The sequence below is a fragment of the Pseudomonas sediminis genome (assembly GCF_039555755.1).
Taxonomy (GTDB): domain Bacteria; phylum Pseudomonadota; class Gammaproteobacteria; order Pseudomonadales; family Pseudomonadaceae; genus Aquipseudomonas; species Aquipseudomonas mendocina_D.
Genome location: NZ_CP154631.1, coordinates 431,075 through 454,123, shown reverse-complemented (window position 1 = coordinate 454,123; position 23,049 = coordinate 431,075). Strand labels below are relative to the sequence as shown.

At 58.1% G+C, this 23,049-nt stretch carries 14 protein-coding genes and 1 other RNA gene; 8 read left to right on the top strand and 7 right to left on the bottom strand.

What is annotated here, in order from left to right:
* Positions 1-29 precede the first annotated feature (29 nt).
* The 3 genes from AAEQ75_RS02235 to AAEQ75_RS02225 all read right to left on the bottom strand — a co-directional run bounded on the left by AAEQ75_RS02235 (position 30) and on the right by AAEQ75_RS02225 (position 2,506).
* Positions 30-1,034, bottom strand: coding sequence for a YqaJ viral recombinase family protein (locus AAEQ75_RS02235; RefSeq protein WP_143511424.1), 1,005 nt, complete (start codon positions 1,032-1,034; stop codon positions 30-32).
* An 85-nt stretch (positions 1,035-1,119) separates the two neighbouring features.
* Entirely contained in the window at positions 1,120-2,088 is a 969-nt protein-coding gene (locus AAEQ75_RS02230) for a DUF932 domain-containing protein (protein WP_143511423.1), read from the bottom strand.
* 91 nt (positions 2,089-2,179) lie between these two features.
* Positions 2,180-2,506 (bottom strand): hypothetical protein, encoded by a 327-nt coding sequence (locus AAEQ75_RS02225; RefSeq protein ID WP_143511422.1) that lies wholly within the window; start codon positions 2,504-2,506, stop codon positions 2,180-2,182.
* Positions 2,507-2,750: 244 nt separating this feature from the next.
* On the opposite strand from AAEQ75_RS02225, the gene AAEQ75_RS02220 reads away from it, so the two are divergent.
* The 7 genes from AAEQ75_RS02220 to AAEQ75_RS02190 all read left to right on the top strand — a co-directional run bounded on the left by AAEQ75_RS02220 (position 2,751) and on the right by AAEQ75_RS02190 (position 15,870).
* Entirely contained in the window at positions 2,751-5,450 is a 2,700-nt protein-coding gene (locus AAEQ75_RS02220; protein WP_343350764.1) for a PAS domain-containing sensor histidine kinase, read from the top strand.
* Positions 5,447-7,354 (top strand): ATP-binding protein, encoded by a 1,908-nt coding sequence (locus AAEQ75_RS02215; protein WP_343350763.1) that lies wholly within the window; start codon positions 5,447-5,449, stop codon positions 7,352-7,354. Before AAEQ75_RS02220 ends, AAEQ75_RS02215 begins: the two co-directional genes overlap by 4 nt.
* On the top strand, positions 7,351-9,315 hold the full coding sequence (locus AAEQ75_RS02210) for an ATP-binding protein (RefSeq protein WP_343350762.1): 1,965 nt from the start codon (positions 7,351-7,353) through the stop codon (positions 9,313-9,315). Before AAEQ75_RS02215 ends, AAEQ75_RS02210 begins: the two co-directional genes overlap by 4 nt.
* Positions 9,312-12,182, top strand: coding sequence for a hybrid sensor histidine kinase/response regulator (locus tag AAEQ75_RS02205; protein WP_343350761.1), 2,871 nt, complete (start codon positions 9,312-9,314; stop codon positions 12,180-12,182). The genes AAEQ75_RS02210 and AAEQ75_RS02205 overlap by 4 nt, the downstream gene beginning before the upstream one ends.
* Entirely contained in the window at positions 12,175-12,561 is a 387-nt protein-coding gene (locus tag AAEQ75_RS02200) for a response regulator (RefSeq protein WP_343350760.1), read from the top strand. Before AAEQ75_RS02205 ends, AAEQ75_RS02200 begins: the two co-directional genes overlap by 8 nt.
* Complete coding sequence (locus tag AAEQ75_RS02195) at positions 12,554-14,215, top strand: diguanylate cyclase (RefSeq protein WP_343350759.1); 1,662 nt, start codon at positions 12,554-12,556, stop codon at positions 14,213-14,215. The genes AAEQ75_RS02200 and AAEQ75_RS02195 overlap by 8 nt, the downstream gene beginning before the upstream one ends.
* A gap of 530 nt (positions 14,216-14,745) precedes the next feature.
* Positions 14,746-15,870 (top strand): response regulator, encoded by a 1,125-nt coding sequence (locus AAEQ75_RS02190; RefSeq protein WP_343350758.1) that lies wholly within the window; start codon positions 14,746-14,748, stop codon positions 15,868-15,870.
* Between the two features lie 135 nt (positions 15,871-16,005).
* Here the strand turns inward: AAEQ75_RS02190 and AAEQ75_RS02185 are convergent, their stop codons facing one another.
* Both AAEQ75_RS02185 and ssrA read right to left on the bottom strand, forming a co-directional pair.
* Positions 16,006-17,253 (bottom strand): integrase domain-containing protein, encoded by a 1,248-nt coding sequence (locus AAEQ75_RS02185; RefSeq protein WP_143510249.1) that lies wholly within the window; start codon positions 17,251-17,253, stop codon positions 16,006-16,008.
* Between the two features lie 182 nt (positions 17,254-17,435).
* Positions 17,436-17,827, bottom strand: a transfer-messenger RNA (tmRNA) gene (gene ssrA / locus AAEQ75_RS02180).
* A 128-nt stretch (positions 17,828-17,955) separates the two neighbouring features.
* Between ssrA and AAEQ75_RS02175 the strand changes: the two genes are divergently transcribed.
* Complete coding sequence (locus tag AAEQ75_RS02175; RefSeq protein WP_343350757.1) at positions 17,956-20,868, top strand: hybrid sensor histidine kinase/response regulator; 2,913 nt, start codon at positions 17,956-17,958, stop codon at positions 20,866-20,868.
* 4 nt (positions 20,869-20,872) lie between these two features.
* Here AAEQ75_RS02175 and AAEQ75_RS02170 read toward each other — a convergent pair whose 3' ends face one another.
* Both AAEQ75_RS02170 and AAEQ75_RS02165 read right to left on the bottom strand, forming a co-directional pair.
* On the bottom strand, positions 20,873-21,118 hold the full coding sequence (locus tag AAEQ75_RS02170) for a hypothetical protein (protein WP_106733140.1): 246 nt from the start codon (positions 21,116-21,118) through the stop codon (positions 20,873-20,875).
* Between the two features lie 65 nt (positions 21,119-21,183).
* Positions 21,184-23,037: a DUF4105 domain-containing protein gene (locus AAEQ75_RS02165; protein WP_343350756.1), complete on the bottom strand. Its 1,854-nt coding sequence runs from the start codon at positions 23,035-23,037 to the stop codon at positions 21,184-21,186.
* Positions 23,038-23,049 lie beyond the last annotated feature (12 nt).

Sequence of the window (23,049 nt, the reverse complement as noted above, 5' to 3'; positions counted from 1 at the left end):
AAGGGGAGGGATTGAGTGGAAGAGAGCGATCAGCCGATCAGAAAGCGCCTACTGCCTTCCTTAAGCTTCGGATAACGGGCCTGCAGGTAGGGCTTTTCCTGGAGCAGGCGTTCGACATCGAGCACGTTGCTGTCCTTGGCTTTGCGCCAGCTCACATAGCCGCTGGAGAACTCCGCACGGGTGGATTCACCCATGGCCTGCTGTAGCATTTGCTTGAGCTCGGCTTCGCGCTTTTCCTTCTCAGAGATTGATTGACGCACAGCCTTCAGTTCCAGGAAGGCCGCTGCCAAGCCGGCGTTACCACTGAAGTCGACGACCTGGCCGTTGTCCTGCGGATAAAGGCAACGCAGTGCCAGCTCAGCCGAGGCACTGCCATCTGCGGGCGGTGGGGTATCCGTTTCGACGTACTGCCAGAAACGGCGCTCCAACTCGATCAGGCGAGCGATCATCTGCTCATCCCGCTCGATGCGATGGATCTCCAGCGTCTGACCACCGAGCAACACCGCCACATCGGCCGCCTTCTTACCGGTGACGGCGAGCTGGTGCATCACCTGCAACTGCACATATTCGGGGACGCCTTCTTTCCAGAGGCGTGCCCCGTTTATGCCGGCTGTCTTGCATTCGAGAATCTGCACCTCGTCTGTACCGATCACCTCGCGATCAATGTTGGCCAGCATCCAGGGCAATTCCGGATTGGGATGCTGCAGCACGGCGTTGATGCGACGTACCTTGTGCTTCGTGCGCTTGCTGTAATGCCAGGCCACGATGGGCTCCAGCACGTTGCCCCAGTAGGCCGGGCTTTCTTCATCGTGCGGGTCGGTCTTCGGCAGTTTGCTGTCGCGGCCGGTTTTCTCCAGCCACAGCTCCAATTGAGATTTGTAGGGATTGAGACCGACCGCCGCTGCTGCATCCGAACTGCCGATGCCTTGCTTGCGGATCTGCAACCAGTCCTCGCGCGGCAGCTCCTTGGTGCTGACCAGACGCAGGGCAGGGCGTTTCTTGCTGGTGCTGCCATTCAATGACGTTGCTTTCATGGTGTTCACCTTGCGGACACAAAAACGCCCGATCAGCGCTGAACTGATCGGGCGTTAGGGAGTGGATGAAATGTATGAGGATTGATCAGGCGACCATTTGCAGGGCCGCATCTAGAGCGCGTTGCTTGACCTGGGCACCTTGGCCAAACCAGGCCGAGTCGAGTCGGTACTCAGTGCTGCGAGCACGACGCTCATGGTCGACGTATTCGGTTACCGCATTGAGCAGGCCCCAGGCGGTACCGCGAGCCGACTCCAGATCCGAACCACGCCCGCGTCCTTCGTAGAGCTCCTGCACGCGGCGCAGGGCGCGTTCGTTGGGTAACTGCTCGGGCAGTTGGCCGGTCGGACTGACCTCGCACAGCACATTCATGAAGTAGCCCAAAGCCTCATGCCATTGCACTTTGCGTTCAGCCAGTGCGCGCATGCGATACATGAAGTCGTCCCATTGCGAGACGGCGATGCCGAGTTGCTTCTTCACCACCTTCGGATCGAAGCGGGTGTTGTGCGGCACCTTGATCGCCCGGCTAGTGCCGTCCAGGGCGACCGTCAGGGTGTTGTTACAGACCACACGCACGGTCGTCGGTGTCGCCGTGGTAGCCAGGGTGCCGTCACAGGAAGTCGCCAGCAGCAAGTAGCCGTTGACCTGATCATTGCCCTTGATCGACGAGCCTTGTCCGGTACGCGCCAGCGCCCAGAACTTGCGACCACCCTTGAGCACGCCCGCAGTTTCCAGCTCATAGCCGGACACTTCAGTCAGATCGCGATAGAACTCCAGCACCTCGCGCGGTTGAACGGTGTGGTAGCGGTTGGAGACCACCGACAACGGAGCTTTGGTGTCCGAGCGGTACAGCACCTTCTGCTCCGGGAAGGAATGGATCGCGCCCAGGTGACCGACAGCATCGGATTTGAAATGTACCGGCGACTCCTGGATTTGCCAGTCCATACCGGCTTCACGCTGCCAGACCTCGATAGGTTGCTTGCGAGGTAGGTTGTTGCCCAGGCCGTGCCAGGGAGTGGTGCCGACGTAAGCCATTTGTTCGACTTGATGAGCCATGATGAATTTCCTTTGAGCAATAGCCGGCATAAAGCGCTGCGCATGGCGCAGCACCGGCATTTAGAGATGAATGAGAGAGAAGGGCGCCGGATCAGACCGGCTGGTTAAAGCGGTGACCGCAGTTCAGGCAGAGGTTGTGGGCCAGCACATGACGGTCGAGTTTTTCGCCAAGCTGAGCGCCCATCGCACAACCACCAGCAGCGCCAACCAGTCCGTTGAGAATGGCCGATGAGAGGGCATTGAGGTTTACGTTGGGAGGCTTGGCGAGTCCGCTGCTGGCAATGGCCGGGCCGGTAAGCAGGATTGTACCGGCACCACGCAGCGCACCGCCCAGCATGCCGATGAAGGCAGCAATCCGCATGGCGGTGAGGTGCGTAGAGACCTGAGAAGAGCCGCAGCTCGGGCAGTGCAATGACATGGTTGAAGACTCCATGGTGGGGATGTCATTGCGGTGATGTGTGACTGAGAGTTTTTGGAATCGAATAGCCGCTTCGTGGGAGCGAAACTATAGCTGCGATAGGGCAGCTGTCGGCCAAAAGCAGTCACTTGTTGCGAAGATTCGCCGTCACCTTGCGCCCGCAATTAAGGCAGACTCACCTGACGATTTTCTCGCAAGGTTCATCTAACCTAACTGACTGTATCTGCCAGCAGTAGGGCTTTGAATGCGAGACACTTCCAGCCAGCAGAAAACGGACTCAGCCCCATGGGAGCAGGCCGAACACCTCAAGTGCATCATCGATGGCACCAACATTGGTACATGGGAGTGGAACGTTCAGACGGGTGAAACCACCTTCAATGAGCGCTGGGCGGAGATCATCGGCTACCGCCTCGAGGAACTGGCCCCCGTCGACATCAACACCTGGTTGAACCACGCCCATCCCGATGACCTCCTTGAGTCAGGCGCCCGACTGGAGCGCCACTTCAGTGGGGAAACGCCCTTTTATGACTATCAGTGCCGCATGCGCCACAAGTCGGGGCGCTGGGTTTGGGTGCATGACCGTGGGCGTGTTGTGAGTTGGACTGATGAAGGCAAGCCGTTGATGATGTATGGCACTCATGCCGATATCACCGATATGCGCGAGCAGCAGGATGAAGCCCATCGAACCAGCGCCCAACTCCAGGCCATTCTCGACTCGGCAACCGGCGTCAGCGTCATCGCCATCAACCCGGATGGGCTGATTACGCTGTTCAACCGGGGCGCTCAACGCCTGCTGGGCTATCAGGCAGAGGAAGTGGTTGGTCTCCAGACCCCGGCGTTAATCCACCTGGGTGATGAGGTTACGCAACGAGGTCGCGAGCTTTCACAGCTCGTAGGTCGCGAGATCAGTGGTTTCGAGGTTTTCGTCCATCTGGCGCGGCAGGGAGAGCCCGAAACGCGGCAATGGACCTATGTGCACAAGGATGGCACTCGGCGCAGAGTGAACCTGACGGTAAGTGCCATATTCGACAGGCAGGGCACGCTATCCGGTTTTCTGGGCATTGCTAGTGACATATCTGAATTGGAGTCCACCACTAGAGCGTTGCAGGAGAGCGAAAATCGTTTCCGGGGACTGGTGGCTAATCTGCCCGGTGTCGTCTATCGCTGTGAGAACGATGCCAATTGGACCATGCGTTACATGAGTGATGAAGTCTCTTCTCTGACCGGTTTTCCGGCCAGTGACTTCATTGATAACCGCGTCCGCAGCTTTTCCAGTGTCGTGCACCCTGATGACCTGCACATCACCTACCAGTCCGTCGCGGCCATTGAGCGACATGAAAAATTTGAGCTCACCTACCGGCTTAAGCATGTAGACGGTCACAGCGTCTGGGTGAGGGAGCAAGGTCGGGGTGAATACGACGCTAACGGTGATCTGCTCTGGGTGTCCGGCTTTATCTGGGATATCAGCGACCGCAAGGCAGCCGAGGACGCACTGCGCATCAGCGAGCGGCGCTTCAGTGGCGCATTCAACACTGCCCCCCAGGGCATTGCCATCGTCGACCTTGACGGGCGCTGGATGGAGGTCAATGACGCCCTCTGTCGCATGCTGGGGTACAGCCGTGAGGAGTTACTGCAGCTCGACTTTCAGCACATTACCCATCCCGATGACCTGGCCAAGGATTTGGCACTTCTGCAACAGCTTCTGGAGGGTGTGATCGCCGACTACCAACTGGAGAAGCGTTACGTCGACAAGCGCGGCAACGTGCTGTGGATTCTGCTCAGTGTTTCATTGGTACGCGACGCTCTGGGGGTACCCCTGCACTTCGTGTCACAGATTCAGGACATTACGGATCGCTTCGAGGCCGAGAAACGCCTGCGGGAACGTGAAGAATACCTCAGCACCCTGCTGGACAACGTCATCGATGCCATTGTGACCATCGATGAGAGCGGGTTGATTGAAACCTTCAACCCGGCGGCTGAGCGGATTTTCGGTTACGCGAAAGCAGACGTGACAGGGCAGAATGTTAATTTGCTGATACCCGAGCACTACCGCGATCAGCATGATGAGTTCCTATTGGCCTACCGCGAGAGTGGCGTGCCACGCATGCTGGGTAAGGCCTTTGAGTTGCCTGGACTGCGGCGCAATGGCGAGCTGTTCACCATGGAGCTCGCGGTGTCGCAGATCACCCTGCAGGGTCAGCGTCGCTTTATCGCCGTAATCCGCGACATCAGCGAGCGCAAGCGAATCGAGCGAATGAAGAATGAGTTCGTCTCCACCGTCAGCCACGAGTTGCGCACACCGCTCACCTCAATTGCCGGAGCGCTCGGCCTGATCAATGGCGGGGCTTTGGGCGAGGTCCCTGCACAGATGGGGGAAATGTTACGTATCGCCCAGAGCAACAGCCAGCGCTTGTCAGGTTTGATCAATGACCTGCTGGATATGGACAAACTCGTGGCCGGCAAAATGGTGTTTGATCTGCACACGCTGCGGCTCTGGCCGCTGCTGGAGACGGCTATCGAACAGAACCAGCCCTATGCCGCGCAGTATTCGGTTGCTCTGCATTTGAAGCCGCCGCCGCTGGATGTCGAGGTACGGGTAGACAGGCAGCGCTTTGATCAGGTCATGGCCAACCTGCTCTCCAATGCGGCCAAGTTCTCTGCACCGGGCGCTGATGTTGAGGTTTCTGCAGCCCTGGCCGTAACGCGGGTGCGCATCAGCGTGCGTGACTTTGGCATGGGGATCCCTGAGGCCTTTCGCGCGCGCATCTTCGGTAAGTTCTCACAGGCTGATGCCACGGATACCCGGCAGAAAGGCGGAACAGGCCTGGGGCTGGCGATCACCAAGGAACTGATTGAGCGCATGGCTGGAGCCATCGGCTTTGAGTCCGTCGAGGGCCAGGGGACGGTCTTCTGGGTGGAGCTGCCCGTGGAGAAACAGCCTTGATCCGGCCCAACTACAAGCCAAGCGTCATTACCTGTATATGGCTTCTGGTGACACTGCTGCTAATGGGTGGCCTGGTAGAGCTTGGGCTCTGGCGCTACAACCAGTACAGGGATCAGGAAGAGCAGCGTTTTCTGCGTGCCCAGGGCTACGAAATGAGGGCGGTTCTGTTGGCCGAACTCAATGCCACGCTGCACCTCGCCAGCGGCTTGGCCAGTTATATACCGACCAAGCAGGGCCGCCTGGATGCAACCGAGCTGCAACCCTGGCTGCGTGGACTATTCGCCCAGGGACGCTATATCCGCAATATTGGATTGGCGCCGGATAACCGGATTGCTTACCTCTACCCGCTTGAAGGAAATGAGTCCGCTCTGGGGCTTTACTACCCCGACTTTGCCGAGCAGTGGCCGCGGGTTCAGCACATCATCGCAAACAGGGCGCCGCAACTGGATGGCCCCCTGAATCTGGTGCAGGGCGGCAGAGGTCTTGTCTACAGGGTGCCGGTGTATTTGCAGGACCAACGCTACTGGGGGCTGATCAGCACGGTGATTGATTACGACCGGCTCATGGCTTACCTGGATGCCTTGGCGCGCCAGCGTGATCTCGCGATTGCCCTCCTACCCTTCGATGTCCCCGCAGCAGCCTCGGCAGGCAACGTTCGCCTGCCGGTATCGCTGGCCGGAGCACAATGGCAACTGCAGGTTTCGAGTACATCTCAGCCGCTGGTTGCTTTGACCCTGGCCAGGGCTTTGGGCTGGAGCTTGGCCCTGCTCATCACCTGTCTGGCGGCCTGGATGATGCATCTGCACCGTCGCAGAGCAAGCCTGGCCCAGGCGCTGAGCAGGAGTCAGCAGGACTTCATGCGAGCCTTCGACCTGGCTCCGCAAGGAATGGCAATGCTGAAAGCCACGGGGCAGCTTTTGGAAGTCAACCAGGCGCTATGCCAAATTCTTGAACGTAGCCGCGAAGAGTTAGTGGGTGCGGTGCTGGCTGATTTCTGCCTGCCGAGTGACCGTGAACTGTTGCGCCAACACCTCGCCCAAGAGTCCGGACAGGCGCGGCTGGGCTGGTGGATACGGATACTGGATGCAGAGCAGAACCCTGTCGACGTCGAATGCAGTGCCTCCTGGCTTGGGCAATCGGTGACCGGCGAAGCACTGTGCATACTGCATATTCAGGACATCACCGAGCGTTTACGTCTGCAGCAGATGCAACGCGAGTTCATTGCCAGTGTCAGCCATGAACTGCGCACCCCCCTGACGTCCATCACGGGCTCGCTCGGTCTGATCAACGGCGGAGCCCTGGGCGAGGTACCGCCAGCGATGCAGTCATTGCTGCAAATCGCTCAGTCCAACAGTTCGCGCTTGCATGAGCTGATCAACGATCTGCTGGATATGGAAAAACTGATGGCCGGGAAAATGCGTTACGACATCTCCGAGCAACCCATCTGGCCGCTGCTTGAGGATGCCGTCACGCACAACCAGCCTTATGCTGATCAATATCAGGTTGCGCTTGAGCTGGTCGGCCATCCTGTAGAGGTCAACGTCGCCTTCGATAGTCAGCGTCTGGCGCAAATCCTGGCCAACCTGATTTCCAACGCGGTCAAGTTTTCCCCGCCCGGATCAGTCGTAACTCTCAAAGCAAGTGTCGATCACGACTGGCTGAGGGTTAGTGTCAGGGACCGTGGTATTGGTATTAAGGACGAATTCAAGAGCCGGATATTCAGCCGGTTTTCCCAAGCGGATGCGGGCGATGCCCGGCAGAAGGGTGGCACCGGGCTGGGACTGGCCATCTGCAAGGAACTCATCGAAGCTATGTCGGGACGCATTGGTTACGAATCACGGGAACACTTGGGCAGCACCTTCTGGTTTGAGCTGCCCATTGTCAGTCAGGTGGTCAAGGAATGACGACGCGCAAGTCTCCAGGGCATCCACCTACACCGTCGAATGAAAGTAGTCGCCTCGCCGCCCTGCTCAGATTTGAGCTGCTTGATACGCCTGCCGAGGCCATGTTCGACAACATCACGGCACTGGCGGCGCAGATCTGCGAAACCCCTATCGCGCTGATCTCGTTGGTCGATGCCGAGCGTCAGTGGTTCAAGAGTCGGCAGGGGCTGGACGCCCGTGAAACGCCGCGAGAGCTGGCGTTCTGTGCGCATGCCATCAACGGCGAAACCTTGTTCGAAGTGGAAAATGCCCTACTGGATCCACGCTTCAGGGACAACCCGCTGGTGACCGGCGCTCCGGATATTCGCTTCTATGCCGGCATGCCGCTCGCTGACAGTGAAGGCCGTAACCTGGGCACCCTGTGCGTGATTGACCGCCAGCCACGTCAACTCAGCGTGCAACAGAAAGGCGCCCTCAAACTGCTCGCGCAGCAGGCCATCAACCTGTTCGAACTGCGCTTGCAGACGCGGCAGCAGCAAGAGCAGGCGGCGTTGCATAAGGCGATTTTGAGCAGTGTAGGGACTGCGGTGTTGATCACTGACATGGCAGGTGTGATTCGGCAGGCCAGTCCGGGGGTTCTGCCTCTACTGGGCTACGAAGTGGATACCCTGGTCGGTCAGAGTCTCGGGCTGGTGCTACCGGATGAGGAGCGTCAGCTGCAACCCGATCCCGTCAGGCCGTCTTTCAACTGCGGCTCTGAGCAGGCCAGTCTGCATGAGTTGAGGGCACGACATCGCAAGGGGCAGCGCATTCCCGTGTTGTTCAGCCTGGCGCCGATTGCCATGGATGGCAGTGCACAAATGGGCTATCTCTGCATCCTCAATGACCTGAGCTACCGCGAGGAAGCCCTGCAGCGCCTGCAGCACATCGCCGAGCAACTGCCCGGTGTGGTCTACCAGTTCCAGCTGTATTCCGACGGTCGCAGTTGCTTCCCCTATGCCAGCGAGGGGCTACGGGATGTTTACGGACTGCAGCCCGAAGAGGTGAGAGAAGATGCGAGCAGCGTTTTCGCGCGTATCCACCCGGATGATCTTCTCGACGTGACCGCCAGCATTCAGGCGTCAGCGGAACACCTGAGCGTCTGGCACCGAGAGTACCGTTTCCTGCATCCCATAAAGGGCCTCATATGGCTGGAAGGTCGGGCTATGCCACAGCCGCGTGCCGACGACAGCATTCTCTGGCATGGCTTTATCACCGACATCACTCAGCGAAAACATCTGGAGCAGATGAAGAACGAGTTTGTCTCGACCGTCAGTCATGAGCTGCGCACGCCCCTTACTTCCATAGCGGGCTCGCTGGGGCTGATCAACGGTGAGGCATTGGGTCCTGTTCCGAATGCAATGCGAGAGATGCTGTCGATCGCCCAGAGCAATTCTCAGCGCTTGCGGCAATTAATCGATGATCTGCTGGACATGGACAAGTTGCTTGCAGGCAAGATGAACTTTATCCCCCAGCAACTGGACATCGACAGCTTCCTGGCCGAGTGTGTTACTAGCCATCAGGGGTTCGCCCGTCAGCATGATGTGCAGCTTACCTACACGGGAGGGCCGGTAGCCCAAATCACCGCGGACCCAATGCGCTTACAGCAGGTGCTCAGCAACCTGCTATCCAATGCCCTGAAGTTCTCGCCAGCAGGCAGTCAGGTGCTTCTATCTGCTCAGGAGCTTGGCGGACAGATCAGAATTTTGGTGGTCGATCAGGGGCCTGGCGTTCCAGCCGAGTTTGTTGATCGTCTTTTCGAGAAGTTCTCCCAGGCCGATGCCAGTGACCGTCGGCAGAAAGGTGGCACCGGGCTGGGGCTTGCGATCAGCAAGGAGCTGATTGAGCGCATGGGAGGATGCATCGGCTTCTATCCGCGTCCCGGAGGCGGCTCTGTTTTTTGGGTTGAGCTACCCGCTCTATTTCAGGATGAAACGCTATGACGATGCTTGAACATGCTTTGGCCAAAGGGCCCCGATGGATGCCTCTCGTGGTTCTTTTGTGCGGCTTATTGAGCACTCTGGGAGCTTGGTACGCGCTTAGCGCCATCCAGGAGAAAGCAGCCGATCGTGAGTTTCAGCAACTGGGTAATGAGGTGCTGGAGGCGATCGAGAAGCGGATGAACAATCATCGCCAGATACTCCTGGGAGGGGCAGGTCTGTTCGACGCTAGCAACGACGTCAGCCGCGATGAGTGGCAGCGCTATGTACAACGTTTGGATCTGGATTCCAACTACCCAGGAATTCTTGGGCTTGGCTACAGCCAGGTCGTGCAGCCGGATCAACTGCAGATTTTTGAGGAGAGCCTGCGCAAACAGGGCTTTGCTGAGTTCGCCATTAAACCTGCAGGAAAGCGCGATCTGTATACCTCAGTCATCTATCTGGAGCCATTTACAGGGCGAAACCTGGCGGCTTTCGGCTTTGACATGTTTTCCGAGCCTACGCGGCGTTCAGCCATGAGCAGGGCGGTTGAAACCGGTCTCCCCCAGCTGAGCAGCAAAGTTACGCTCGTTCAGGAGAATAAGGGGCCTGCTCAAGCAGGTTTGCTGATGTACGTGCCGGTCTATCGGCCCGGGGCGCCGTTGAATTCTTCTGCCAAGCGCTGGGAAGCAATACGTGGTTTCGTCTATAGCCCTTACCGTATGACCGATCTGATGCAAGCGGTTCTCGATGGTAGGGATTTGCAGATCGACTTCGCCCTCTACACAGGAGCAATAGCCTCTCCCGAACAGAAGATTTTCATCAGCCATCCGCGGCTTGAGCAGGCAGATAAACCCTCACGCACCGAGCCGCTGGAGTTGTTTGGTCAGCCACTTACTGTGAGCTTCTATATGCAGCCTGGGTTCTACGGGCGCTTCCAGCAAGGGCAGGGCCTGTTGCTGATTCTGGGTGGTGTGATCAGCTTGCTGCTGTTTTTTCTAACGCAGGCTCTTGCCAATGGCCAGCAGCGAGCCATCGGCCTGGCTAACGATATGACATCCCAGCTGCGCCACAGTGAGGCAAGACTTCAACGCGTATTGCGGGGTGGCCACGATGGCTGGTGGGACCAGGACACTGAGGCGGGCCGTTTCTTTGCCTCGACTCATGCCTGGCAGATGCTCGGGTATCCCGACCAGGGGCCTCAACCGCCTCTCAGGGACCTTGTGCAACTGGTTCACGCTGACGATGTTGCGGCGCTTCGTGCCCGGCTTGCGGCTCCTGAAGGGGCAATAGAGCATTACCTCAATCACGAATGCCGATTGATACGCCAGGATGGCCAGCCTCTGCCCGTGCTTTTGCGAGCGCTGATTCGATGCTCGCCAGACGGACGTGTGCTCGGTGCCAGCGGCACCGCGATGGACCTTACCGAGCAGAAGCGCATCGAGCAGCTCAAGAGTGATTTTGTCTCCACGGTCAGTCATGAGCTACGTACGCAACTGACCTCGATTTCAGGCTCTTTGGGCTTGGTCACCGGCGGCGCGCTTGGCGCCGTACCGGACAGCATGCTACCCATGCTGGAGATCGCCCAGCAGAATAGTCAGCGGCTATGCCACCTGATCAATGATCTTCTGGACATGGACAAACTCGCCGCCGGGAAGCTCAGTTTCGAGTTCACCAACCTCGAGTTGGGTCTGCAACTCAATGAAGCCCTTCTCAGCAATGCCTCCTATGCTGAGCAACATCGGGTGCAGCTGGCGCTTGATCCCATGCTTCCTGTCAAGGTGCGTGCCGATGCGCTTCGGCTGCAACAGGTGCTCGCCAATTACTTGTCAAACGCCATCAAGTTTTCTCCTTCCGGCGCTTCGGTGCGGCTGCACAGTACGCTTAGAGATGGGCGCGTCAGAGTAAGCGTCACAGACAGTGGGCGGGGCATCCCGGAGCATTTTCACCCACACATTTTCCAGAAGTTCTCCCAGGCAGACAGCAGTGATCAACGGCAAAAGGGCGGCACCGGACTTGGCCTGGCGATAACCAAAGAGCTTATTGAGCGTATGGGTGGCCAGGTAGGCTTTGATTCTCGTGAGGGCCAAGGCAGCACATTTTGGTTCGAGCTGCCGGTGCTGGTCGATAACCATCCACTCACTGATATTCAGCGTCCAACCATCCTGGTGGTGGAGGATGAGCCTGACGTAGCCCGGCTGCTCCAGCTAATGCTTGAGGGCGGTGGTTATCAGGCAGCACTGGCTGAAAACCTGGCTGAGGCGAGGCATATCCTGGCAACGCGCGAAGTGGCTGCCGTAACCTTGGGCTTACGCCTGCCTGACGGCCACGGTTTTGAGATCCTGTTGGAAATTCAGCGTGTACTGCGCAAGAAGGATTTACCCGTCATTGTCATCTCCGCGGCAGCCGAGCAAGGACAACTTAATCTCCAGGGGGGTATGCACATAGTTGACTGGCTGGATAAACCCATCGACCCGCATCGACTACTGAGCGTCCTGCGTCGTGCACTCGGCAGCACGCGGGGACAGCCTCGCATTCTGCATATCGAGGATGATCCTGATCTGCGCATGGTGGTTGCCGAGCAGGCTAGAAGCCTGGCTGCGTGCGAGGGGGCCGGCAATCTCATGGAGGCCCGGCAGCAGTTGGCATCTGGCTCATGGGATCTGGTGCTGCTTGACCTGCACCTGCCAGATGGTGATGGCTTCACTCTCATTGAGGAGATTCATCAGGCCCATCAAGGACTACCGATAGTGGTACTGTCTTCGACAGAGCTTTCGACGGAACAGCTGAGTTTTGTCGAGGCAGCATTGGCCAAATCCCGAACAGAGCCACAGGCATTCCTGAATGTGCTCGCTCGCCTACTACCGACCAAAGGGGATGATCATGCCTGAGCTGAAGCGCATATTGCATGTGGAGGACGACCCCTCCATTCAGGCTGTGGCCAAAGTCGCCCTGGAGGCTGTCGGCGGATTCGAGGTACTGAGTTGCAGCAGCGGTCAGGACGCCATCGATAGAGTGGCAGGTTTTGCGCCGGATTTTATTCTGCTGGATGTCATGATGCCCGGAATGGATGGCCCGCAGACGCTTGAGCAATTGGTCAACCTGGTGGACGTCAATGTTGTCCCTGTCGCCTTTATGACTGCCAAGGTACAGCCTGCAGAGGTCGAGCATTACCGGAGTCTCGGCGCACGTGACGTAATCATTAAACCCTTCGATCCGATGCAGTTGGCGAGTCAGATACGCGCCATTTGGAGCCGCTCGAATGGATAGACAGAAGCCGTTGGCTGACCTGCAAGCTCAGTTACAGCTGTTGGGCGAGCAGTTTGCACAGCGCCTCAAGGAAGAACTGCCGCAGCTGGCAGATAGGGCGCAGCAGTTGCAGCGTGCCTCTGATCCAACGGAGCAGCTTGAGCACCTACAGGCTCTGCGCAACCAGCTGCATAAGCTGGCGGGGAGTGCAGGTACCTTCGGTTTCAAGGAGCTGGGAGATCAAGCTCGATTGCTTGAACAGCACTCGCAGCAATGGCTAAGCAGTCTAGAGTTGCAGCGCAAGGGATTGGACACTTTTGTTGATGATATCCAGGCACTGGCGTGCACGTCAGATCTAGCTGTAAAGGTGAATCCTGCTCCCGCCCCTATCGAGCTACCGCGCAGCAGCGGCACGAACGAAGGCTCCCGTCTCATCTACATCCTCGAGGATGAAGAAAGTGTGGGTGAGGGCATCCGTCGAACGCTCTCGACGTTCGGCTATCAAGCTCGCCACTTTATCTGCACTACCGAACTTGATGAGGCGATAGCGCGGCAGAGTCCTGATGCTTTGATTGTCGACGTCAATCTCGGCACCGCTCAGCAGAGCGGATTGGATTACGCGGCCTCACTGCTTGCTCGTCTCCCGCAGGTGCCTCCGTTGCTGGTGCTGACGACGCAGGATGACTTCGATACTCAGCTACAGGCGGCACGCCTTGGTGCCGTCGGTTTTTTCAGCAAACCTGTTGATGTGGCCAAGCTTGAGAGTTGTCTTGATAGGTGTTTCGCCCAACAAGGGGGGGCTCCCTATCGAGTGTTGATCGTTGATGATGACTATGAGTTGGCCAATCACTATCGCTTGGTGCTGAGCGCGGCAAATATGCTGGTTGAGGTAGTCAATGAGCCGAGCCAGCTACTTGAGACCATTGCTCAATTCAGTCCAGAGGTTCTGCTGCTGGATGTGAACATGCCCGGCAGCTCGGGGCCCGAGCTTGCCCAGATGATCCGCTTCAACGATGACTGGATCCGAATACCGATCATCTATCTTTCGGCCGAAACCGATATCGGCTTGCAAATGAGTGCCTTGCTTAAGGCGGGTGATGACTTCGTCACCAAGCCCATATCCGATAAGAGTCTTATCGCTACAGTGTTTGCCAGGGCACAGAGGGCAAGACTACTCAGCAATGCGTTGTCTCGAGACAGCCTGACGGGGCTGCTGAAGCATGCGGATATCAAGGAGCAGGTTGCGGTAGAGCAGGAGCGCGCAATGCGTACAGGCAAGCCTGTAAGCGTGGTGATGCTGGATATTGACCATTTCAAGAAGGTCAACGATTCATACGGTCATGGTGTTGGTGACAACGTGATTCGGGCACTCGCTAATCTGCTCAGGCAAAGACTCCGCAGAGTCGACGTTATTGGTCGCTACGGTGGTGAAGAATTCCTGGCAGTACTGCCCGAGTGCAGTGGAGCTCAAGCAGTACAGATACTGGACCAAATTCGTCAGCAGTTCTCGCGAATAAGCTTCTCCAGTGAGATGGGAGATTTCAATGCCAGCTTGAGTGCAGGCATAGCATCATGTGTTGAGCTGGAAGCCAGTGCGCTTATCGACGCTGCCGATAAGGCACTCTACGCTGCAAAAAATACGGGGCGGAATAGGGTATGTTTGGCTGAGATATAAATTTCAGGCTTCTTAATTGGATGGCTAAGCATACCGATTTTAGTGTGGCTGCTATTGGCTGGTTAGCGACGGACTACCCTTTCCATCGCCATCTCCAAGGAGCCGTCTACCTTGAGCCCAATGTATCGAAAAGTGACATCCAGCCTCGTCTGGCCAAGCACTAGTTGAGCAGCCCTTGGGTTCTTCGTCGAAGGGCATGGTGGGTCCTCCAGGCGGGGATGGCGAGCTATTGCGGTGGTCGCTAACTCACCAGAAGCGTGCACTTGTCTAGCGTAGATTCGTCTCACCACTGGTTGGAGTGTCTACGGCAGTAGGGACAATTCAGGGCATGTGCCTAATGCCGATCAGATAAGATTACCAAAGCGGCCTTTCGTAGGAGCCCCGCCTCGGGGCGAAGCTTTTCAATTGCGCATCGCCCTGGTTCGCGGCGGGGCGCCGCTCCTACGTATTCGCAGCGGCGACGCTTAACTGACTGGCATTAGGCATGTGCCTATCTTTTTTGAAGGTTCAAGGATTGGGAAGAAACGTCAATGCGTGTGATGGTTGTGGATGACGACCCTTGGTTGGCAGGTTTGCTTAAGCAGCTGGTGTTGAGTAAGAGGCCAGGTGCAGAGGTTGATTGTTACGGGGATGTCAAAAGCGCTTATGCCGGATGGCAGAGCAACAAATATCAACTCATACTGGCCGACTGGAACCTTCCCGATGACTCTGGCCTGACGTTGTTTAAGTTGATTCGTAAGCATGACAAGGAAACGCCGCTGGTCATGATTACTGGTCGGGCGGATCGTGAAAGCGTTCTTGCAATCAGACCGTTGGCTATTAGTGCTTACATCACCAAACCCTTCGATGTGCCAAAAGTACTGGAGTGCCTGGAGAGCCTCCTGCCGGCAGATAATACGACTGTGGCTCATGAACTGGTTCGTGAGGACCTGACGACATTCTTGTCCGGTCGGTCCGCCGCGGATCTGGATTTACCGTTGATGCACCAAGTCAAGGATCGGTTGATGCTGGCTGCCCTCGGTACTCCGTTGGATTTTCGAGAGTTGGCCAAGGAATGGCAACACGACCCCGCTCTCTGTACTTATCTGATTGCTGCAGCCAACAGCCCAGCCTATCTATTGGGAGAGCAGCGCTGTGCCAGCTTGGTAGACGCACTGAAGCGCTTAGGCGGGCGCACTAGCCTCAATCTGGCAATTGCTCTGGCACTGCGGCAGACCAGCAGTTCTACAAATTTGCTGCTCTCTGTCTTCATTCAAGAGCATCTGGATGCCTCGGAGCGACTGGCTGAAAGGGTCGTGCAATTGGCCCGGCAGGCTGGTGTAGAGCATGGTGCCTTGCAGGCAGCGGCAATACTGCATCGACTGGGGGAATTATGTGTTTTGCAGCAGGTACAAATATGGGCAGAGCGTGGCAACCATCTGGACGACGGCGCTGTCATCCAGGCATGCGACGACTATGCCAAGCCCTTTGCTATTGCTCTTAAGGCGTATTGGGGGGTCCCAATAACATTGCGTGAACTGATTGGTGCTGTTTATGCGTTACCGCAGTTTCAGGTGCGTCGCGACCAGGTGCTAATGCGTCTAGCAGCTGCTATGAGTAATAGCGAGCCAGCAGATGTGATTGAGAGCCTGAAACGCCTTGCGGGCATAAGTTGAAGTATCCACTCGCATCGAGAGGCGTTTCAGTATGAGTGGAGGGCGACCTTAACTTCGTAGACATCTTCGCCCGTTGTAAAGGGACGATAACAGCCTGATGTGAGCGGCTGCTTTTGGCCGATAGCCGACAGTTTGTCACCGTATCGAAACGACTTTTCTCTCCTTGGTTGCAGATACTGAAAGACTGCCGGTTGCAGCCCTCTGAATATGCTCACTCCACCAGGTCATCATCGGGCGTCTCCGCTCGATGTAGTCCGCACGGTTGTAGGCACTGCGCACTTCGTCCTTATCCACATGCGCCAGCGCTACTTCGATCAGCTCAGGCTCCCAGCCGTGCTCGTTGAGCGTTGTACTGGCCATTGATCGCATTCCGTGGCTGACCAGGCGTCCCTCAAAGCCCATTCGCTTTAGGGCCATGTTGGCCGTTTGGCTATTGCAGTGAGTGCGCGGATTGCGGTCAGCAGGGAACACGTATTCACGGTGCCCGCTATAGGGTTTGATCGCTTCAAGAATGGCCAATGCTTGATCTGTAAGCGGCACCGTATGCGGGCGACGTTTTTTCATGCGCTCAGCCGGGATCGTCCAGATCCTTTTCTCGAAATCGATATCAGCCCAGCGAGTAGTGGCAGCCTCAACGGGGCGAGTCATCGTATGCAGTTGCCACTCGATCAGGCATCGAGTGGTTCTTTTTATGCTGGCGTTCGCGATTGCAACCATGAGCTCTTTGAGCTCATCGGGGTGTAAGGCCGGCATGTTCTTTTTCTTCGGCTTTTTGAACACGCTACCAATCCCGGTAAGTGGGTTGGCGGGTATCAGGCCTGAGTTGACCCCGTAGGTCATGATCTCGTTGAGTCGCTGTGTAAGGCGTTTGACGGTTTCCAGGCTGCCTTTAGTTTCGAGCGGCTTGAGAAGGCTGATGACCTTCGGCGCTGTTATGGACGCGATCGGTGTAACGCCCAAGTCGGGGAAGACGTGCAACGTAAGCGAGCGCCAAATGTCTTCGGCGTAGGCGGGGGTTACCGCATCTTTTTTGAGCTCATACCAGGACGTCGCTACATTCTGGAGCGTGTGCTCTGTCGCTGCTTTTTTAGCCTGCAGTTCAGCATCACGTATCTCTTTCGGATCAATGCCACTAGCAAGCACCTCTCTAGCATCGAGAGTTTTCTTGCGCGCTTGTGCTAATGAAACCTCGGGGAAGGTTCCCAAGCCCATGTTGATCCGCTTCTTCGTTATCGGATGCCGATAGTTGAAGTTCCACAGCTTGGAGCCATTGCTTCTCACTCTCAGTTGTAGGCCGGCTCCATCGAACAGGACATAGTCCTTTTCTGATGGTTTGGCAGATTTCACTCTGAGTTCAGATAGACGGGTTGCTTGAGCGCACATGGTGGTTCCGAACGTGATTTGGCATTCCAAAAATTAACATCAGTAGGCTTGGAATGCCATTTGGAATGCCGCTGGCCATGGCTTGTGCTGGACGTTGTTGGATGGTTATGGCGCTGAAAGCCCCGTATTTGCTGGGTTTCAGCCACAAAAAAGACGTCCGTGGACGTCTTTAGATGTTGTAATGGTGGAGCCGGGGGGATTTGAACCCCCGTCCGCCAGTTCTCCACTGTTGGTACTACATGCTTAGCCGTGTCTATTGAGTTAACCCTCAGCCGCCCGACGGGCAGGGTGCATTGGGCGAGTTGTGTAAGTTTTAGCCACTTCGTCCACAACGTACTACGCGGCGATCCTGTTCTGCATGACAATCACTTCAGGTTTACAGGCATCCCCTAGTGATCGCTGGAGCCGAAGCTACCAGAAGGACTAGTCGCGCCGCTTACGCAGCGAGAGCGTAGCCCTCGTAGTTTTCGTCATTGGCAACTATAGAAAGTTGCAACAGTTTATTTACGACTTCTGTTACCAAGTCGGCATGCACCTCGAGCTTCGCTACCGGCGTCGAATCCTAATCGGCCCCAAAACTTTTCGGTTACAGATAGGACGTGAAGTGTACGGCAAAGGTTCCTCAGCGTCGACTGCGGATTCCGTCCGGGGAGGCTATGATGGCGCCTCGCATCTGCCTGCGCCCTCAGCAAAGGAGCCGTAATGCCGAGTTCTAGCCGCTACCCTCTCCGTCAGTGGATCTGGCGCGCGTTTGTGCAAAGCGCACTGATCCCGCTGATTCTGGTGGAGTCGGTGTTGATTGCGGTGTATCTGCTAAGCAACCAGGCGATTCGCGATGCGCAGATCGGCCATCTGCAGGAGACAGCCGTAAAGGACCTGGCTAGCGCGGCGTTGCGTGAGGGGCAGATCATCGACGGTCGCCTGCGCTCCATCGAGTCGCTGGTGCAGGTGTACCGTGATGCCACCCACAAGGCCCTGCTCGATACCCGCTTTGAAGCTGACGAACTCGAGCGTCAGCGTCATGCTGTGACCGACGGCGTCTTCTATACCCGCAGCGATGACGGGCGTGCGGCCTCCTTCTATGCCAACAGCACGCCGCTGGCACAGCAGGATCACGCCAAGGTGATGCGCCTGTCGCAGCTCGATCCGCTGATGAGTTCGATCCGCCAGGCCAACCCGCTGGTGGCAGCCCTGTATTTCAACACCTGGGATAGCTACAACCGCATTTACCCCTGGTTCGATACGCCCGCGCAGTATCCCCACGACATGGTGATACCCGATTACAACTTCTATTACCTGGCCGACGCCAAGCACAACCCGCAGCGCAAGGTGATGTGGACCGAGGTGTATCTCGACCCCGCCGGCCTGGGCTGGATGATGTCGGCCATCGCTCCGGTGTATCGCGATGATTTTCTCGAAGGTGTGGTCGGTCTCGATGTGACCGTCGGACAGATCCTGGGTGAAATCGCCGAGCTCAACGTGCCCTGGCAGGGCTACGCGATGCTGGTCAGCCATGACCACAACATCATGGCGTTGCCGAAGGCCGGGGAACGGGACTTCGGTCTGCGTGAGCTGACCCAGTATTCCTACGACGAAGCCGTGCGCCGTGAGGTGCTCAAGCCCGAAGACTTCAACCTCACCAAGCGCGAGGGCATGGCGTCGCTGTTGCAGGCGATGAATGAAGGTAATGGCAGCGCGCAAGAGGTGATGCTCGGTGGCCGCAAGCAGTTGGTGGCCTGGAGCGAGATTCCACAGACCGGCTGGCGCCTGTTACTGGTGGTGGACGAGGAGCAGATCTTCCATGACACCAACCAGCTGGCCGAGCGCTACATGCAGATCGGTTATCTGCTGATCGCCGGTCTGGCCGGGTTCTATCTGTTGTTCTTCGCCCTGATGTGGCTGCGCTCGCGCCACCTGAGCGACCAGTTGTCGAGGCCCATCAATGGCATCGTCGACATGGCCGCCAGCCTCGGTCAGGGCAAGTATCTGCCCGCCGCACCGGACAGCCATATCGCCGAGGTCAGCCGCCTGGCCGATGCCGTGCAGCAGGCCGGCAAGCAGCTCAAGGCCAGTGAGCATGAGCGGCAGGAGGCACAAAGCATCCTGCAACTGGTGCTGGAGAGCACCACTGAAAGTCTCTGGCAGATCGATACGCGTGATCTCACCATCGATCTCAGCGAGCGCTTCGTGCGGCGTTTCGGCCTGGGTGCGAGGCATCTGACGCTGAGCGAATTCAACCAGCGCGTGCATCCAGATGATCTGGAGCGCCTGCGCCATCTGCGCAAGTTGTTCGCCGATAATGGCGAGGAATATTTCGACGCTGAGTATCGCTATCTCGATTGCCGTGGCGAGTACCTCTGGTTGCTCAGCCGAGGCAAGGTTCTTTTGCGTGACGAGAGCGGCTGGCCGCTGCGAATCGCCGGCACGCACGTCGATATCACCCGGCTCAAGCAGGTGGAAGATGACCTGCGTCACGCCAGTCTCGAGGCACTCGCCGCCAGCCAGGCCAAGAGCCGTTTCCTATCGAGCATGAGCCACGAGCTGCGCACGCCGCTCAACGCGATTCATGGCTTCGCCCAGTTGATCGAAATGGAGGCGCAGGACAAGCACGATGCCAAGCTGGAGACCGACTACTCGCGCGAGATCGTCAGCGCCAGCCGGCATCTCACCTCGCTGGTCGATGACATCCTCGACTTGTCGAGCATCGAGAGCCGGCGCCAGCAGTTGCAATTCCAGCCAATCGAGATCGGCAGCCTGCTCAAGGGCTGTGCCGAGCTGGTGCAGCCCGAAGTGCAACAAAAACAGCTGCAACTGCAGGTGATGGAGGCAGCCGATCCGCCCTTGTTCGTGCAGGGCGACCCGCGCCGGGTAAGGCAGATTCTGCTCAACCTGTTGTCTAACGCGATCAAGTACAACAGCCCGCGCGGGATGATCCGCATGGGCTACGAGGTGCGTGCCGACTGCGTGCGCCTGTGGGTCGACGACACCGGACCGGGGCTATCTGGCGAGCAGCAGGCGCAGCTGTTCCAGCCATTCCAGCGTCTTGGTCGCGAGAGCTCGAATATTCCCGGTACCGGTATCGGGCTGGTGCTGTGCCGCGAGTTGGCCACGCTGATGGATGGCGAGATCGGCGTGCGTAGCGAGGCGGGAGTGGGCAGCCGTTTCTGGCTCGACATTCCCAGCGCGGCAAGCCCTGAAGGGCTGGGCAACGAGGTTGACGAAGTACCGGCGCAGGTCGTGAAAAGTCTGGTACAGGTGCTGTGCGTGGAGGATCACCCGGCCTGCATGAGGATCCTTCAGGCGTCATTGCGTGAATTTGCCGAAGTCAGGGGCGTTAGCTCCCGCCAGCGGGCGCTGGCTGAGTTGCAGGACAGTGAACCAGCGCTGGTGCTGCTGGATATCGATTTGCCCGACGGCAGCGGACTCGAGGTGCTCGACGCCATGCGCGCCGAGCCTCGCCTGCGTGATGTGCCGGTGATGGTGATCAGCGCAGTGGCCGACGCCCGCTTGTTCGAGGATGCTCGGGCCCGCGGAGCGTCAGCCTGTCTGAGCAAACCGGTGGATCTGCAAGAGGTCAGGCAGGTGGCGCTGGGTCTGCTTTACAGCGGCTTCTGAGCGCTCACTCACTGGCCGACAGCAGGTCCAGGGCTTCGCCGAGTACCTTGACCGACTCGGTGTGATCGCCAGCCTTGTGCAGGGCTTCGCCCTCGGCGCGCAGCTCCTTGACCTTGGCCAGCACCTCGGGGTCGGACGGTGGATCGCTTTGCAGCAGTGCATCGATCTTGGCCATGTCCTGCGGGCAGTGCATGGCCCACAACGGCAGGCTGATCAGGGTAGCGGCGAGAAACATGAGCGTGCGACGCATGATGACTCTCCTGAAACGGGTGAAGGAAATTTCAGTATAGAAGCCCGCCTTCTGCATGCTGCCCTTTAGTAGTGATACCAGCGCAGCTCCAGTTTCACTTCATTGACCGGGCTGGCCAGCTGGCTGAATTCGCGCTGGGCGCTCAGGCGCAGGCCGAGGTTGCGCGAAACTTCCCATTGCTGGTTGAGCGATAGACGTCGGCGCACTTCGCCGTTGTGGAAGTAATCGCCTGCAGCTTCCAGGGTCATGTTGCCCAGCGGGTTGCGCCAGAGCAGTCCGCTGTTGAATCCGAGTGCCGGAGAGATGACGGCGGCAAAGTCCTCGTTGTATTCCAGGCGTGCGGTGCCTAGGGCAAAGCCCAGTAGGTCGTCGTGCAACTGCCAGGTGGCGCCAGCGCCGCCGCTGATTTGGCCGACCAGTCGGCTATCGCCATCTTCGCCTGGCACCCGCTCCAAACCGCCGCCGATCTGCCAGGACAGCGGCTGCAGCAGGGCGTTGCGTGGTGTCAGCGAGCGGATGTTGGCCAGATCCAGGCGTTGCAGCTGCCAGTGGTTGTTCTCGTACTGGCGCAGCTTGAGCTGGAAGATCTCGATCTGCGCGCCGAGCGGGAAACCGTCGAGGTTGTCGGTGAGATCGTGGTAGGCCATGCGCAGGCCGTACTCGGCAAAGGCGCGATCATCGCGGCTGCCGCCAGCCAGTTGCCAGGTGCGTGATTCGTGGCCTTCCTCAGGCAGCGGCGGGCGCTCGACTGCCAATGGCGGCGGCGGGTTGCGATTGATCGCGCCGAGTAGCTGGAAGCTGCGCTGGGCGTTGCTGCTGAGTTCTTCATCGTTGGCGTGGTAGCGCACCAGACGGAAGGCGGCGTCCTGGACCAGGGCACGGCGTTCCGCCGGCAGGGCGAGGAAGGCGCTGTCGTCGAGCTGCGTCGGGTCTTGGCTCAGGCGCAGGACCCAGGCCTGTTCGTTGCGCTCCAGCGGTTCAGCGCGGGCCAGCAGTTCGCGCTCGCGCGAGGGGCGGTAGTCGATGCGTTCGATCAGCCCGGCATCCTTGACCGCGCGCACGGTGTCGGTGGGGATGGCAGTCAGCGGGAAATGTTCGGTCAGCTCGATGCCAGGGCGGGCGATTTCCAGCAGCTCCAGCAGGCGGTACGAGCAGTTCTCGTCGAAGAAGAAGTAGTCGAAGCGAACCTGCTTGAGTTCCCAGACGTGCTCGACCATGCGCGCGGTTTCTTCCGGCGTCAGGTTCAGCCGGTATTCCCACAGGTCGCGATTTTCCAGGCGATTGTATTCGCTGAGTTTTTCGCGGTACGGCACCAGGGCGAACAGGCCGGGATAGCCGCCCATCAGGCCGCGCCAGGCGTAGAGGATGCTGTTGTCGTTACCTTCGATGAACGCGCCGAAATTCAGCGCGTAGCTGAGCAGTGCGGTGTTGTGGCTGTCGATATCGGCCTGGTCAATGCGCAGCAGTGTGTGGCCGAACATCGATGACGGGCTATTTAGGTAGGCCGCGGGGAATACCAGTACCGTGCTGTGTGGATTGACGTCGGCGAACCAGTTTCGATATTCGGCGCAGTCGGGGCTGGGCAGGTCATCGAGTTGCAACTGCGCCTTGAGCCAACGGGTGCGCGCCGGGTAGACGCACTGTGGGTGGCGGTCGCCCAGCTCGGCAGGTTGGTGCAGGGCCTTCAGGGTCGCATGCAGTTCGGCTGCCGGGTCGCTGTCGCCATCTTCGGCGAGAAAGAAATCGTCGTCGTCGACATAGCTGCGCCAGCCGCCGAGCTTGCCGGTTTCATAGTGGCCGAGGGCGATCCAGTAAGGATCGTTGGCCAGTTGTTCGAGCGTGGCGGCGTGCAGGGGAAGGCTGAAGCTCAGGGCAAGGACCGCGAATATCCTTTTCAAGATCGCTGTTCTTCTGGTCATGGCGATGGCCGA